At 69.9% G+C, this 14,624-nt stretch carries 18 protein-coding genes; 15 read left to right on the forward strand and 3 right to left on the reverse strand.

Annotated features, from left to right (window positions below; genetic code table 11):
• The first annotated feature begins 65 nt into the window (after nucleotides 1-65).
• From ACIP9H_RS40530 to rhuM, 9 genes are all read left to right on the forward strand, one after another.
• Nucleotides 66-3,452, forward strand: coding sequence for a hypothetical protein (locus ACIP9H_RS40530; RefSeq protein WP_401964023.1), 3,387 nt, complete (start codon nucleotides 66-68; stop codon nucleotides 3,450-3,452).
• Nucleotide 3,453: 1 nt separating this feature from the next.
• Nucleotides 3,454-5,892: a LamG-like jellyroll fold domain-containing protein gene (locus tag ACIP9H_RS40535; RefSeq protein ID WP_401964025.1), complete on the forward strand. Its 2,439-nt coding sequence runs from the start codon at nucleotides 3,454-3,456 to the stop codon at nucleotides 5,890-5,892.
• A 39-nt stretch (nucleotides 5,893-5,931) separates the two neighbouring features.
• Nucleotides 5,932-6,342, forward strand: a complete 411-nt coding sequence (locus ACIP9H_RS40540) for a hypothetical protein (protein ID WP_401964027.1) — start codon at nucleotides 5,932-5,934, stop codon at nucleotides 6,340-6,342.
• The gene (locus ACIP9H_RS40545) at nucleotides 6,339-6,833 is read left to right on the forward strand and encodes a hypothetical protein (protein ID WP_401964029.1); all 495 of its coding nucleotides are present in this window, start codon (nucleotides 6,339-6,341) and stop codon (nucleotides 6,831-6,833) included. Before ACIP9H_RS40540 ends, ACIP9H_RS40545 begins: the two co-directional genes overlap by 4 nt.
• A gap of 23 nt (nucleotides 6,834-6,856) precedes the next feature.
• Nucleotides 6,857-7,918, forward strand: coding sequence for an N-acetylmuramoyl-L-alanine amidase (locus tag ACIP9H_RS40550; protein WP_401964030.1), 1,062 nt, complete (start codon nucleotides 6,857-6,859; stop codon nucleotides 7,916-7,918).
• A 53-nt stretch (nucleotides 7,919-7,971) separates the two neighbouring features.
• Nucleotides 7,972-8,154 carry a hypothetical protein gene (locus ACIP9H_RS40555; protein ID WP_401964032.1) on the forward strand — a complete coding sequence of 61 codons (183 nt, stop codon included), beginning with the start codon at nucleotides 7,972-7,974 and terminating at the stop codon, nucleotides 8,152-8,154.
• Complete coding sequence (locus tag ACIP9H_RS40560) at nucleotides 8,154-8,582, forward strand: hypothetical protein (RefSeq protein ID WP_401964034.1); 429 nt, start codon at nucleotides 8,154-8,156, stop codon at nucleotides 8,580-8,582. The genes ACIP9H_RS40555 and ACIP9H_RS40560 overlap by 1 nt, the downstream gene beginning before the upstream one ends.
• Complete coding sequence (locus tag ACIP9H_RS40565) at nucleotides 8,579-8,935, forward strand: hypothetical protein (protein ID WP_401964036.1); 357 nt, start codon at nucleotides 8,579-8,581, stop codon at nucleotides 8,933-8,935. The genes ACIP9H_RS40560 and ACIP9H_RS40565 overlap by 4 nt, the downstream gene beginning before the upstream one ends.
• Before the next feature lie 685 nt (nucleotides 8,936-9,620).
• Entirely contained in the window at nucleotides 9,621-10,397 is a 777-nt protein-coding gene (gene rhuM, locus ACIP9H_RS40570) for a RhuM family protein (RefSeq protein ID WP_401964038.1), read from the forward strand.
• 50 nt (nucleotides 10,398-10,447) lie between these two features.
• Here rhuM and ACIP9H_RS40575 read toward each other — a convergent pair whose 3' ends face one another.
• Together ACIP9H_RS40575 and ACIP9H_RS40580 are read right to left on the reverse strand one after the other, a co-directional pair.
• A complete protein-coding gene (locus ACIP9H_RS40575) occupies nucleotides 10,448-10,789 on the reverse strand; it encodes a DUF6233 domain-containing protein (protein ID WP_401964040.1) in 342 nt (113 codons plus the stop codon).
• A gap of 44 nt (nucleotides 10,790-10,833) precedes the next feature.
• Entirely contained in the window at nucleotides 10,834-11,115 is a 282-nt protein-coding gene (locus ACIP9H_RS40580) for a hypothetical protein (protein ID WP_401964041.1), read from the reverse strand.
• Between the two features lie 143 nt (nucleotides 11,116-11,258).
• Here ACIP9H_RS40580 and ACIP9H_RS40585 point away from each other — a divergent pair, with 143 nt between their 5' ends.
• The 5 genes from ACIP9H_RS40585 to ACIP9H_RS40605 all read left to right on the forward strand — a co-directional run bounded on the left by ACIP9H_RS40585 (nucleotide 11,259) and on the right by ACIP9H_RS40605 (nucleotide 13,860).
• Nucleotides 11,259-11,909, forward strand: coding sequence for an HAD family hydrolase (locus tag ACIP9H_RS40585; protein ID WP_401964043.1), 651 nt, complete (start codon nucleotides 11,259-11,261; stop codon nucleotides 11,907-11,909).
• Between the two features lie 71 nt (nucleotides 11,910-11,980).
• Nucleotides 11,981-13,159: a helix-turn-helix domain-containing protein gene (locus tag ACIP9H_RS40590; RefSeq protein WP_401964045.1), complete on the forward strand. Its 1,179-nt coding sequence runs from the start codon at nucleotides 11,981-11,983 to the stop codon at nucleotides 13,157-13,159.
• Nucleotides 13,160-13,226: 67 nt separating this feature from the next.
• Entirely contained in the window at nucleotides 13,227-13,427 is a 201-nt protein-coding gene (locus ACIP9H_RS40595; protein ID WP_401964046.1) for a hypothetical protein, read from the forward strand.
• Entirely contained in the window at nucleotides 13,424-13,660 is a 237-nt protein-coding gene (locus tag ACIP9H_RS40600) for a hypothetical protein (RefSeq protein WP_401964048.1), read from the forward strand. Before ACIP9H_RS40595 ends, ACIP9H_RS40600 begins: the two co-directional genes overlap by 4 nt.
• Entirely contained in the window at nucleotides 13,657-13,860 is a 204-nt protein-coding gene (locus ACIP9H_RS40605) for a hypothetical protein (protein ID WP_401964050.1), read from the forward strand. Before ACIP9H_RS40600 ends, ACIP9H_RS40605 begins: the two co-directional genes overlap by 4 nt.
• 79 nt (nucleotides 13,861-13,939) lie before the next feature.
• Here ACIP9H_RS40605 and ACIP9H_RS40610 read toward each other — a convergent pair whose 3' ends face one another.
• Nucleotides 13,940-14,173, reverse strand: coding sequence for a helix-turn-helix transcriptional regulator (locus ACIP9H_RS40610; protein WP_401964052.1), 234 nt, complete (start codon nucleotides 14,171-14,173; stop codon nucleotides 13,940-13,942).
• A gap of 247 nt (nucleotides 14,174-14,420) precedes the next feature.
• Between ACIP9H_RS40610 and ACIP9H_RS40615 the strand changes: the two genes are divergently transcribed.
• Complete coding sequence (locus ACIP9H_RS40615) at nucleotides 14,421-14,573, forward strand: hypothetical protein (RefSeq protein ID WP_401964054.1); 153 nt, start codon at nucleotides 14,421-14,423, stop codon at nucleotides 14,571-14,573.
• Nucleotides 14,574-14,624 lie beyond the last annotated feature (51 nt).

Here is a 14,624-nt window from a genome sequence, read left to right on the forward strand (position 1 = left end):
GCCTGGATCAAGGTCCACATTTCCCAGCAGGCTCAAGCACCCGGGGGTGAGTAGTGGCTACGACCATGACGTTCGTCCTGGAGGGCCGGGATCGCCTGTCCCGCGTCCTCGACGGCGCGGGCAAATCGGCGTCGACGCTGGAGAAGCGGCTGCTCGCTGTCTCGGCGGCGGCGCCGGCCGCTGCCGCGCTGGCGCCACTGATCGCGCAGACCGGTGCGGCGGCGGTCGCGGTGGCTGCGTTCGGTGCGGCGGTAGTCCCGCAGGTGCTCGCGCTGGGTGAGGCGTCGGAGGCGCAGAAGAAGTACGAGAAGGCGGTCGCGGACAGCGGAGCCCGCTCGAAGGCGGCCGTCGACGCGCAGGAGGACTACCTGCGGACGGTCGCCGACATGCCCTCCGACACTCGCCGCGCGGCCGCCGCACTGGGTGAGCTGAAGGACTCGTACAAGGGCTGGTCGGACGCCCTGTCCGGCGACACGATGCCCGTGTTCACGCACTCCCTGGCAGTCGCGGAGAGCGTGCTGCCGAAGCTCACCCCGATGGTGAAGGGCGCCAGCGCCGAGCTCGACCGCTTCATGACGCTGGCGGCCGGCGGCGTCGAGAGCGACTCGTTCGACCGGTTCGCGGACCGGTTCGCGGACTTCTCCTCCGGGTCGCTGAAGAGGGCGAACGACGGGCTCGTGCACTTCACGCGGCTGCTGGCCACTGGCTCGGCCGACAGCAGCATCAGCCGGTTCATGGACTACGCCAAGGCTCAGGGCCCGGTCCTCGTGGACACGCTGCGGCAGATCGCGTCCGCCGCGGTGAACCTGTTGACCGCGGCGGCGCAGTCCGGCACTGGGCTGCTCGCGCTCGCCGGGGCGCTGGCCGGAGTGGTCGCCGCGCTCCCGCCCGACTTCATCGCGCTGCTCATGCAGGCCGCGCTCGCCCTTCGCGCTGTGCGGATGGCGATCAGCGGGGTGCAGTTGGCGGCGGGCGCTTTCGCGCTGGTGCGGACGCAGATCGTCGCGGCCAGTACGGCGGCGATCGGCGCGTCCGGCAGCATGGCCACGCTGCGCGCTGCGTTCATGGCGATGTCGCTGTCGGCTCGTACGGCGGTCGCGGCGACGGGCATCGGCCTGCTGGTGCTGGCGCTGGTGAAACTCTCCGGCATTGGTCGGCAGTCGCCGCCGGACATCGACCGGATGACGACGGCCCTCGGCCGGCTCGCGCAGACCGGCAAGGTGTCTGGCGAGGCAGCGCGGGTTCTGGGCTCGAACCTGTCCGGGTTGTACGACGCGGTGCGGTCGTCGACCGACCCGTCCGGCGTCGACAAGTTCCAGCAGTCCTTGGTCAAAATCTTCAGCCTGGGCATGGCCGACTCGACCCCGGTGAAGGAAGCCGCAGCCAACCTCGACAGCGTCGACAAGGCGCTCGCGAACCTCGTGCGAGGCGGGCACCCGGAGCAGGCCGCGGCCGCGCTGGAGATGCTGAAGACCGCCTACGGCAAGGGCGGCCACGACGTCGCCGGGATGACCGAGAAGCTGGACAACTACCAGTCCGCGCTCGACGACGCCCGCTTCGAGCAGGAGCTGACGGCCCGCGGGATGGGCCTGTTCGGCGAGCAGGCCATCCGCGTACAGGGGCAGCTCGACGCGCAGAAGCGGTCGGCCGATGGTTTGAGGCAGGCCATTCAGGCGCTGAACGACGTGAACCGCAGCGCCTATGACGCGCAGACGAAGTTCGAGGCCGCGATCGACGCGACGACGAAGTCGATCGCGGACAACGGCGCGACCCTCAACGTCCACACGGAGAAGGGCCGCGCCAACCGCGACGCACTCAGCCAGCTCGCGGCGGCCACCGACGACCTGGCGGCGAAGAAGCGCGAGGAAGGCGCGTCGTGGACTGAGGTCGGAAAGGTCTACGACCGGGGCCGCGAGAAGCTGATCGCTGCCGCGATGCAGATGGGCGCGACCAAGGCGGAGGCCAAGCGGCTCGCCGACCAGATCCTGCAGGTCCCGAAGGAGAAGACCCTCACGATCCGCGGCAAGCTCGACGACCTGCAGGCCAAGTTGGCTCAGGCGAAGGCCGAGTTGAACCGGGTGCCGGACTCGCGCAAGGCGAAGGTTCAGGCACGGATCGACCAGCTTGAGGACGCGATCCGGCGGGCGCGCGGCGAGGTGGCGTCCCTGGACGGCAAGACGGCCACGGTCCGGATCAACACCTACAAGCGGACGTACGACTACGGCGCGGTGGCGGCCGGCACGGCACGGTCCGGTCTGGCCACGGGTGGCCCGGTGCGGGGCCCGGGTACGGGTACCTCGGACGATGTGCCGATCATGGCGAGCAACGGCGAGTTCATGATGCGGACCGCCGCCGTCGATAAATACGGCTTGGCCTTCATGGAGGCCGTGAACTCCGGCCGCCTGCAGAAGTTCGCCTCGGGTGGCCGGATCCTCCGCAGCCTGAGCAAGTCGTCGGTGTCGTCGATCCGAACGGATACCGGGCACGCCGCGGTGGTGAAGCTGACCGGCAGCGCGTCGCAGATCAGCGCGATGGCGGCCGAGCTGATCGGGGACATCGAGCGGGCGTTCAAGGGCAAGAAGTCCAAGATCGATGACCATCTCGTCACGATGATCGAGAAGGGCAACGCCCGGCTGAAGAAGCTGGCCTCGGACCGCGACAAGATCGCCGCGAGGATCAAGGAGGCGAAAGCGTTCGCGGCGTCGGTCACCTCCAACGCGAAGTCGGGGGCGGCCCTGTCGACGCTCGACGCGGAGGGGCTCAGGGCGGGCGGCGGCAGCATCCTGTCCGGGCTGCAGTCCAAGCTCGCGAACATCAAGCAGTTCCAGTCCTACATCTCCATCCTCGCGAAGCGCGGGCTCAACCGCGGCTTGCTGCAGCAGATCTTGGAGATGGGCCCCGAGCAGGGGCTGCCCTACGCGTCCACGCTGGTGAGCGCGTCCGCGTCGATGCTGAAGAGCATCAACTCTGCGCAGGGCAACATCAACAAGGCGTCCACCGCGCTGGGCAACAGCGGCGCGGACATCCTGTACGACTCGGGCAAGCAGGCCGGCAAGGGTCTGCTCGCGGGCCTCGCCGCCCAGCAGAAGAGCATCGAGAAGCTGATGCTCTCCATCGCCACGGGGATGCAGAAGTCGATCCGTCGGGCGCTCGGGATCAAGTCTCCGAGCACGATCTTCCGGCAGCTCGGCCGGTACACCACAGAGGGCCTGGCGCTCGGCCTGACCGACCGGACCTCGATGGTCGCGGGCGCCGTGGCTCGGGTCACCGACGTCGTCGCCGGGGCGTCGATGGCTGTGCCGGTCGGCGCGACCATGGCGGCCGGCGCAGGAGGCGGCGGCGGGAACATCTACATCACCGTGACCGGGGCCCTCGACCCGACCGCCGTCGCGCGGCAGATCGAGCAGATCCAGCTCAAGTACGGGCGCCACCAAGGAAGGAGGGCCGGGTGAGGTGACTCTGCTCCTGGTCGACGTCGGGTTTGGTGGGACGGTCACCGACCCGGACGACATCCCGTGGGTCGACATCCATCGGTACGTGGACCTGGAGACGGGGGTGAGCATCCAGCGCGGGGCGTCGGACGAGTTGTCCGACATCCAGCCGGCGACGTGCTCGCTGACGCTGGACAACTTGGACGGGAGGTTCACCGCGGACCTGTCGACCAGCCCGTACGCGCCGAACGTGGTGATGAACACCCCGATCCGGATCGCGGTCGCCACGATGGACGCGCCGTCCGGGGCGGCGCCTTGGCCGCTCGGCCAGCTCTGCGACGACTTCGACGACGACCGGATCAACGCCAGCCGGTGGACCGTGGCCGGTTCCGTGACCGAGACTGGCGGCCGGATCCGGATCCCGGCGGCCGCCGGAGTCACGTCCAGCCTGACGTCAACCAGGCAATGGACGCTCACCGGCAGCTTCACCACGGTGCGGGTGTCCACCGCCCCGGCGCCGACCGGGGCCAGCACGTGCACCGCCTCGTTCATGGTCAACGCGGTGACCGCCGGGACCCGCATCGGGTTCATCGTCAACACCGTTGCCGGCACGCTGCAGTGCCGGTCGGAGGTCGGTGGCAGCGACGCGGGCGCGACGTCGGACACGTGGGACCCGGTCGGGTTGCAGTACCTGCGGATCCGGGAGACGTCCGGCACGGTCTACTGGGAGGCGAGCAGCGACGGTTTCGGCTGGTTCGTGCTGCGCAGCATCAGCACCCCGTCGTGGGTCGGCACGAACCAGGTCACGCTGCAGCTTGCCGCGACGCGCACCGGCGGCACCACGACGTTCGCCGAGTTCGACCTCGTCGGAGCAGTCGTCCATCCCCGCTTTTTTGGGATGGTCAATGAGTGGCCTTCGGTCTGGGAGGGTCTGCTCAGCAAGGTGACCATCACGGCCACGGACATGTTCAAGTGGCTCAACCTGCAGCCCGAGTTGAGAGCGCTGCTGACGGAGGAGATCCTCCTGCTCGGCCCGGTCTCGTACTACCCGATGGCCGAGCCTGAGGGGTCGACGAGCGTCGGTGACCTGTCTGGCGCGACCACCACCGCGCTGGCCCTCGCGCAGGCCGGATCGGGCGGAACGCTCGCCTTCTCCGGCGCGGACGGCCCACCGGCCACCGGGCAGCAATGCCCCGTCTTCACGCCCGCCTCAGCGAGCGCCGGGCGGTACCTGACGGCGGACCTCGGCATGCAGTTCGCCAGGGACACCGGCGTCACCCCAGTGGTGGTGGAGGCCTGGTTCCGGACGACGACCGCCGGCCGCACGGTGTGCGCGCTGCGGTCGACCGACAACGCGTACCGGATCGCCGTCGGCCTGGACGGCACCGGCAAGCTGCAGGTCGTCACGGCCGGCCCGAGCACGGGCACCGTCACCGCCACGTTCACCACGCCCAACCTCGCGGACGACGCCTGGCACCAGGTTGTCTACAACGAGACCGGCATGGAGATCTACGTCGACGGCACGCAGTACGGCCCGATCACGGTCGCCACTTCCCACGACCTGCGGCGCCTGTCCGTGGGCTCCGATTTCGGCGCCACTCTGTGGTCCGGGGCGATTGCGCACGTCGCGGTCTACACCCTCGTGAACAGCCTGTTCGTGGCCATCGACGCGTCCGACCACTACGAGGCTGGCTCCACCGGGTACGCCGGCGAGCCCGCCGATTTCCGGATCGAGCGCCTCGGCTACTACAGCGGCATGTCCACCGCCACGGCGTTGGGCTTCACCTTCGACCCGGTCGCCAGCCAAGGGCCGGGCGGCGCCCGCGCGCTGGACATGATGAAGGCCGTCGAGACCACCGAGGGCGCGAAGTTGTTCGCGGACAGGGACTGGGCGGGCGTGTCGTTCCAGTCCCGGGACCTGCGGTACAACCCGACTCCCGAGGTGGTGCTGTCCTATGTCGATCTGGTGACCGCCGAGATCGAAGCCAGCCTCGACGACCAGAAGATGATCAACACCGTCGTGGCATCCAGGCCGGGCGGGGCGACGCAGCGCGTGGTCGACCAGGCATCCCGTGCCCGGTACGGGCCGAAGGAGAAGTCACTCGACATCCTGAAGACCAGCGACAACAGCGTGCTCGACGCCGCGAACTGGCTCGTCAGCCGGTACGCCAACCCCCGCGGCGAGATCCGCGAGGTGCCGATCGAGGCGTACTCCATGGGCACCGCGATGTACCGCGACCTGCTCGACCTCGGCCTGTCCGGAGTCATCACCGTCACCGACCTCCCGGCTCAGTCCGCGACCCCCGAGCAGACCCTGTTCATCGAGGGCTACACCGAGGACATCCACTCCCGAACGCACCGGATCCAGTTCCACACCAGCCGCTCGGTCAACGACTCGGTATGGGTGCTCGACGATCCGCTGTACTCCGTGCTCGGGTCCACGACCCGCCTCGCCTACTGAGAGGGGGCCACCGTGCCCGTGCCCGTACCCATCCCTGTCGTGAGGGCGGAGGCCTTCTACCTGCCACCGCCGACCCGCCGTCCGGACCTGTGGGTCGCGGTCCCGCCGGCCGAGCGCGTGTGGCGCTGGTACGAGCTCAAGGTGCAGCGCCGGATGCAGCCACCTGCTGGGATGCTCATCGGGCAGCGCACCTGGGCGCGGATCGACCACAACCGCTGGGTCGCCGACTGCCCCTGCCAGTCCGCGCAGATCGTCACCCCGGCGGATCCGCGGTTCGCCTGCCCCGAGTGCGGCAACGGCTGGATCGAGGTCGTGTTCCCCGAGGACGTCGACGCGGTGGAGGCCTCCGTCGCGGACGAGCTGCCGCACGAGCGGAACTGGTGGAACGCCGACGACCCCAGCGCCTGGAACCGCATCACCGAACCTGACCCCCCGGAGGTGCCGCAGTGACGTTCGCCCCCCGCACCTGGGTGGTCGGCGAGGTCGTGACCGCCGCCCTCCTCAACCAAGAGGTGCGCGACCAGATCGGCAGCATGCTCGCCGCCTGGACGTCCTACACCCCCACCTGGACCGCATCCACCAACCCCGTCCTGAACAACGGCACGGCCACCGGCGCCTACATGAAGATCGGCCGGACCTGCCACTGCCAGTTCCAGATCACCGCCGGCTCGACCACAACGTTCGGGAGCGGCGGCTACATGGTGGGCGTGCCTTTCACCTCGGCCGCCTCGGGTCTGGTTTCCATGGGTGCCGGGCGGTTCACCGGCTCGCAGACCTGGTACGGCGTGGTCACCCTCGGCAGCAACGTCGCCGCCTGCAACGTGATCTTCCCCCTGACCACCGCCAACACCACCGGCGCGAACGCAGCCTCGAACGCCCCGGAGAGCTGGGCCAACGGCCACACACTGCGCGGGTCGCTGACGTACCAGACCGCCAGCTAACCGCACCGCCAACCGTCGCCCCCGTGCCGCAGGCCGGGGGTTTCCTCATGCCCTGGGAGGGCACCGTGGCCACACCGCTCACCCCTGATCAACTGGTCGACGTGCTCCGGGCCGAGGGCGTCCACGTCGCCGAGTACCCCGGCTGGCGCACCCGGCAGCGCGACGGCGCGACCGGCAAGACGTTCGGGCCGGTGCACCTGCTGCTCAACCACCACACTGGCGGCCGGGACTCCTTGAAGCTGGTCGCCGAGACCGGGCGGCCGGACCTGCCCGCGCCGCTCGCCCACACGCACCTGGCGAAGACCGGCCTGGCCACGCTGTGCAGCGCGGGCCGCGCGAACCACGCCGGGCTCATGGGCGCCGCGGCCTACAACTCCTTCGCCAGCGAGGCCACGGCGCACCCCGCGCCGACCGCCGCATCCGGCACGGTCGACGGCAACGACTGCGCGTACGGCATCGAGACCGAGAACCTCGGCGACGGCAAGGACGTCTACCCGCGCGCCCAGTACGACGCCCTCGTCCGCTGGAACGCCGCGCTCTGCCGCCACTACGGCTGGTCCGCCCAGTCATGCGCCGGGCACCTGGAGACCAGTGTCGAGGGCAAACCCGACCCGAAGGGGCCCGTCGAGGGCTACGGCTCGCGCGGTCGCTTCAACCTCACGATGAGCCAGCTCCGTGCGGACGTCGCCGAGCGCCTCACCCACCCCGCCAACTGGAGTCCCGAGGAGGACACCGACATGCCCCTGACCGATGCCGAGATCAGCAAGGTCGCTCAGGCCACCGCCCAAGCGGTGTGGGCGAAGAAGCTCACCAACCCACACCGCCCGAATGGAGACGGCACGCCGGGCCAGACCACGGCGTCCGCCCTGCAGACCTCGGAAGACGGCCACTCCGACGCCGTCATGGCGCAGCTCAAGGCCCTCCGCGCGGAGGTCGCCGGCCTGACCGCCACGGTGACGACCCTGGCCGGCCAGCTCGGCGAGGACGTCGACACCGACGAGGTCATCGCCGCCGTCGAGAAGGCCATCGCGGCGGCGGTAGTCAAGGTCGACGTATCGATCACCGGCTCCGACGCCCACTCCTGACTCACCGGGCGCGCCCGCGCCTGGTGCCCGCACCTCACAGAGAGAGCCCGCTTATGAAGATCTCCAGCATCGCCAAGTCCATCGTGTCCGGCCTCGCGGCCGGATCCGCGGCCGCGGTCACCGCCGCGCAGGACAACGTCATCACGACCGGTGAGGGCGTCACCATCGTCCTGGCCGTCCTCACCGCGTGGGGCATCACGTTCGCGGTGCCCAACCGCACGAACCCGGACGCCTGATGCCGTGCCCGGCGGCCCGGCGGGTCGCCAGACGGCTGGGCCGCCGGGGCGCGATCCTCACCTGCTACGGGTCCGTGTGGGCCGTGTACGGGTGGGCGCAGCTCATCACCCCTCAGCCGGATCAGCGTGGACTCGGTCCGGCGCTGCACGTCATGCCGCTGGTCGCGTGGGCGTGGCTGTGGGTGGTGTCGGGCGTCATCGCGGCGATGGCCGCGTGGCTGCCTGAGGGTAGGGATTGGCCCGGATTCCTGTCGCTGCCGCTGATCGTCCTGCCGTGGACGGTCAGCTACTTCATGTCGTGGGCCGTCGGGGATGCCCCGCGGGGGTGGGTGTCCTCGGTCGTATGGGCCGCAATCGCGGCGCCCGTGCTGGTCGTTGCCGGGTGGGACGAGCCCACTCGGCACAAGAGAGTGGGTGTGGTCCGGTGAGCGTGGACACCTGGGTGAATGCGGCGATGGCGGTGGTCGGCGCGTCGGGTGCCGTGGTCGCCGCTCGTTCCGCGCGCAGGACCAAGCGGCAGGAGCGGCGGGACGACTTCACCGTCGTCACGGACCGCATGGAGAAGGACATCGAGCGGCTGGAGAAGCGGGCCGACGAGTCCGACCGGGAGGCCGAGGCCCTGCAGGTCCGGGTCACCACGCAGGACTTCACCGTCCGGTACCTGGTCGGCTGGATCCGCGACATGGTCGGCCACATTCGGGCGTCCGGGTTGGAGCCTCCGCCGCCTCCGCAGCCGATACCTGATGAGGTCCGGCCGTACCTGCACGACGTCGGGGTATGACCGCGGTCGATCGAGCCGGCTGTCGTACCGGCGGCGCACGAGGGCAGGGCGTCCGAGTACGCGTGACGATGCGCCCCCGTCCCGGCTTCGGCCGGTGGCGGGGGCGCTTTCGTCATGTCGAGGGCCACACGATCGTGATGGCCTGCGGCCCACCGTGCCAGAGGAACAACGACGGACTGTTCGGGTTCCTGAACCGCTTCACAGCCGAAGTCATCGTCAACTCCATCGAGCGGCAAGATCCCCTCGTTCTGCGACGAGTTCACCAACCAGATGAAGAAGCCAATCCTCGTGCTCAACGCATCGTTCCCGGTGCGCAAGTTCGCCCAGAGATGGGCTACGAGCCGTACAGCGACACGGACAACTCGGCTTCTACAGCGCCACTCACTGGACCGGCATGCACCGGACGGAGGGCGTGAACGCCGAGTTCAACTCGCCCTGGAGGTCCGACACAACGGATTGGTGCCAACATCCGCGCCTGGGTGTCGGTGGCGCCCCGTAAACTTGTGCCGGGCGATTCGCACAAGTGAGTCGTCTGCACATAAGTGCGCCCTCGCGCGGGATTGGGCCCCGCGCGAGGGCAACAAGAACCTGGAGGTGCAACTCCGTGGTACCTAGTGTGTACCCTAACCTGCCCTCCCCGCGTGGCACTACACCGGGGTGGTCTCCGTTCGATGACATCCGCCGTATGGACGCATACGGCCGCGAGTACTGGGGCGGCCGGGACATGCAGCCCCTGATGGAGTACGCGCAGTGGCGCGACTTCAATGCTGTGATCAAGAGGGCAGAGGCGTCGCTCGCCCTCGTGCAGGGCGAATCCGCAGCTCAGAAGCATTTTGCGCAGATGCGCAATATGGTGCCGATCGGGTCCGGCGCGCAGCGCAGCACGCAGAACTATCACCTCACGAGGTTCGGCGCCTACCTCGTGGCTATGGCCGGCGACGACACCAAGGAAGCGGTCGCGCGGGCGCGCGTCTACTTCGCGGTGCGGACGCGTGAAGCCGAGCTCACGGCGTTGACGACCGAGGAGATCCGGATCACCGCCCTGGCGCGGGCCCGGGAGATGGTCGACTACAAGGTCTTCCGCGACATGATGGCCGAGAACGCCACGGACTACGTCCCGAGCAGCCGGGAGTCCAGCATCTTTTTCGCCACCATGCAGAACAAGCTCTACCTGCACCTCACGGGTATGACCGCCGCCCAGATCAGGAACGCCCGGGAGCTGCAGACCTGGGAGGGCCGGGAGGAAGGCAAGCCCGAGCCCAGTCCGAAGTCCGCGGCCCGCAAGGTGGCGAAGAACTACCTGACGGCCAAGGAGTTGAGCAAGCTCAACAGGATGGTCGGCCGCCTTTGCCTGACCGCCGAGGAAGTCGCCGAGGACGGGCTGGCTCTATCCCTCGCACAGTGGGACGGCCTACTGGACAACGAGTTGACCATGGCGTCCCGTCGAATGCTCGCCGCCTGAACCTGCCCGAACGGCGCCCCGCTCTCCTCCTGGAGGGTGGGGCGCTTTCGTCATGCCCGGTCCCGCTCGGGATGGCAGCGCGGGCAAGGCTCGACCTCGGGCATGCCGAGTGCGATGTCGAGTTCCTTGCGGCTCAGCCACCCGCCGGCGCCGTTCGTGCAGTCGCCGCGGTGGAGGACTGCCTTGATGGGCCCGCGGTCGGGGACGTGCTGCAGGCGCCAGCCGTCGCGGCCGCGCGGGAGGTTCTGTTGCCTCGGCGGCGCGACAATGCTCGGCTCCGGCGGAGCGGACCCCTCGGCTTCGCGGATCTTCGCGTCGACCGCGTCGAGCTGGAGCTGCAGGTACAGGCGGATCACCCGCAGACGGTCCGGATCCGGAGGGAGGTCGTTCACATGTTCGACTGTACGACGCGTGCGGCCCACCGGCCAACGGCCGGCTACTGCCCCGCGTAGCCCTCGCCGTACGCCGCCTTCCGCAGCGCACGCCGGTACTCGTAGGACTGGCCAACCTCTTGGCCGTCGGCCTCGATCGCGGCCTGCAGTTCGGCGGCCGCGGCCTCTCGCGCGGCCTGGAGCCGGTCCCCCTCCGCGCGCTCCGCGTCCGTCCACTCCAGGACGTGCCGGTCGATGCTCCGCTGGTGAGCAGCCACGGCTTCGCGGGCGGCGTCGGAGGTTCGCTGCAGCTCAGCGAGGGTTTCGGGGATGGTGATGTCGGCCATGAGCGGGACCCTACGGCGAGGGTCTGACAGTCATGCCTCGGAATGTCGGAGCCGTGTGGCACCGTGGTGAGCGGTCCCGCCGTGCTACGTCCCCCGTCACGGCGGGGCTGTTTTCTAATGCGCGCGCAATAGACTTCCGCCCCATGCGCCCCAAGATCGAAGCCGTCGCGTTCGACGTCGGCGAGACCCTGATACGAGACGACCGCATGTGGGCGGGTTGGTCGGACTGGCTCGGCGTCCCGCGGCACACCCTGTCGGCTCTCGTCGGCGCGGTCGTCGCGCAAGGCCGCGACAACGCGGACGCGCTGCGCCTGGCCCGGCCCGGCCTCGACGTCGAGGCTGAGGCCATGGCGCGTGAAGCGGCGGGCGCGGGCGAGCAGCTCGACGACAGCGACCTGTACGAAGACGTGCGTCCCGCGCTGTCCGTGCTCCGCGCGGCCGGGCTGCGGGTCATCATCGCCGGGAACCAGACCGCTCGTGCGGGTGAACTGCTGCGCGCCCTCGACCTACCCGCGGACGTCATCGTCACGAGCGGCGAGTGGGGCGTCGCCAAGCCGCAACCCGCGTTCTTCGAGCGGCTCGTCGACGTGGCCGGCTGCCCGGCGGACCGGATCGCGTACGTCGGCGACCACCCGGCGAACGACGTGTTCCCCGCGGCGGCGGCCGGGCTGCGCACGGTGCACCTGCGCCGCGGACCGTGGGGTCACCTGTGGGCCGACGATCCCGAGGTCATCGCCGCCGCCGACTGGCGGGCCGACAACCTCGCCGACCTGCTCGGGATTGTCACGACTTAGTGCAGCAGCCCCTCACCCACAGCGGGGGAGGGGCTACCGTTCGGAGTGGCTGCACCGAACGGAGTAAGCGTATGCCCGGACACACCGCGGGCGACATCGGCAGGCGTATCGCGACCGCCCGCCGTGCACGCCGCATGACGCAGGCCGAGCTCGGCCACGCCTCCTACGTCTCGTACCATACGATCCGCTCGATCGAGCGGGGCGCCCGCATGCCCAGCGACGACACCCTCGACTCGATCGCGGCGGCCCTGCACACGGACCCGTCACGGCTGCTCGGCGGCTACCGCCCCACCAGGCCCGTGCACGACGCGCTGCCTGCCCTGTCCGAGGCGATCGCCGCGTACGACGTGCCCGACGACGGCCCGGTCCGGCCGCTGGCCGAGCTGCGGGTCGCCGTCGACGAGGTCGTCGGGTGGCGCCTTGCCGCGCAGTACCTGCGGATCGCGACCGCGCTCCCGCCTCTGCTCGCCGAGCTGCTGCGCGCACTGGACATTGCGGCGCCGGGCGACCGGCCGGCCGTGGCCCGCATGCTCGTCGCGGCGTTTCGGGCGGCGGACGCTGTCGCGTACAAGAACGGCGCCCGGGATCTGTCGGCCCGCCTCATCGAGCTGATGCGCTGGGCCGCCACTCCAGCCGAGGACCCCCTCATCCTCGCGGGCGTTGCGTACGTCCGTACCGAGACGTTCTTCGCGGCCCGTGCGCACGCCGCCGGGCTCCGGGCCCTGCAGCACGCGATCGACGCCGCGCCTTCACCGGACGCGCCCGCGGCTGCGGCCGCTGTCGGTGCGCTCCATATGCGGGCCGCCGTCATCGCCGGGCGGGCCGGAGACGGGGCCGCCGCCGACGCCCACCTGACCGAGGCCCACCGCCTCGGCGACAGCGTCGCGGAAGGCACGTACAGCGGGACCGCGTTCGGCCCGTGCTCGGTGCGGATCCACGAGGTGTCGGTCGCGGTCAGCCTCGGCAGTGAGCACTCCGGCCGCGCGCTCGACGTGGCCCGCGAGTGGAAGCCCGGCAGCGAGGTGCCGGCCGAGCGGCGCAGCGGCTTCTACATCGAGCTGGCCCGCGCGCAGTTGTGGGCCGGGCTCCGTGACGACGCGTTCGAGTCCCTGAAGGTCGCCCGCCGGATCGCGCCGCAGCATGCCCGCGAGCACCCGTGGGCGCGCGAGGACGCGGCCACGCTCCGCCGCCTGGCCCGATCCGACAACGAGTCGCTCACGTCGTTCGCGGAATGGGTCGGCGCGGTCTGACGGTCAACGACGTCGGCTGCTACCACGTGTAGCAGTTGAGGCACTTCCCGGCGGACACCATCGGGGCATGGACGCACTGGTCGCCACGGTCCCGCCCGCTCCTCCCGACATCAGCATCGCCCGCCTGCACGGTGAGGCCTGCTACACCTGCGGCGCAGCCCTATGCCCGCTCACACCGGCAGGCGCCGTCCGCGTGCGGATAGAGGGCGGCTGGCGGGTCTGGCCCGTCGTAGCCTGCTCGGCGCACGTGGCTGGCGGTGTGAAGTGAGCGCCGACCTCACGCCGGTTGGCGACACCGGCGATTCGCTGCGCGCTGGCGGGTACGACGCTCAGGGCTCCATGACCATCAAGGTGTGGAAGGTCGCGCCGGGCGGGGAGCGGTATCTGGTCTCTGCCCGGGTCGTTGGTCGCGTGCCGGGTGAGCTGCCGCCGCAGTCCGGGATGGACAGCGCCTGGCCGGTGTGCACGTGCCAGACGTGTACAGAGAATGCCGCCTCGTGATTACGGACGGGCTGCCGGATCCGGCGACGCTGAACCCGCTGCAGCTCGACGAGGTCGCGTGCGCGTTGTGCGCGCGCCTGTTGGAGGAGATCCGGCAGGACCGGTTGATCGGCCGGGTCGAGGTAGGCCAGGGCTTCCGCCGGCGGATAGCTGAGCTGTGGGCGTGCGCACCGACCTGCGCGGAAGCGGTCCGCCGGTGATCGGTTGGGCATCTGTAGCTGCCCTGTGGCCTTCCGGTGACGATCGATAGTTGCACGCGCCCCACACCGGGCTTCATGATCAGTTGAACAGTGAAGCGACTGGGACGCCCAGCGCCCGCGCGATCCGCAGCACATGGTCCACCGATGCCGAGTGGGTCGCGTTCTCGGTTCGCAGGACGCTGTCCCGCGAGATCCCCGCACGGTGAGCGAGTTCCTCTTGTGAGATCTCGGCGCCCTCGCGGAGAGACCGCACCTGGTGCCCCAACCGCCGCCGCTCCGTGAGGAGCCACGCGGGCAAGGGGTCGGGAGGCACCCCACGAATGTCACGGGTGAGTGATCATCTTGTCAGTAGCAGATTTGCAACATCATGAGCGCAGGTCAGCGGCACCGCCGCGAGCTGCGGGCGCCTGACCGGCACCGCAGTGACGTCACCCCTTCGAGTGACGGTCGTTGTCACATGCAACGGTGACAGCCATAATTAGAACACCTGATCGGATAGGAACCCTGTGTCCAAGCCGCCCCGCCCGCCTCTTTCGGACGCCCAGAAGACTCGCCTTGCCATGGCGGAGCAGGACGCCGACGCGGCACGAAAAGCCGACCTCGTAGCGATGGACCCAGCCAGCCTCGTTATCCTCGTCGAGCAGCTTCGGGGCACCCTGGACGACCTCGTTCGGCTCGTCGGTGAACTCACAGACCGCAAACCGTGCCCCTGATCAGGCGACACTCCAGTCAGTAACCACAACCCCTAGCCACATTTCTCGCCG

Origin of the sequence: Streptomyces sp. NPDC088732, from assembly GCF_044751205.1 — a bacterium.
In the GTDB taxonomy this organism is placed as follows: domain Bacteria; phylum Actinomycetota; class Actinomycetes; order Streptomycetales; family Streptomycetaceae; genus Actinacidiphila.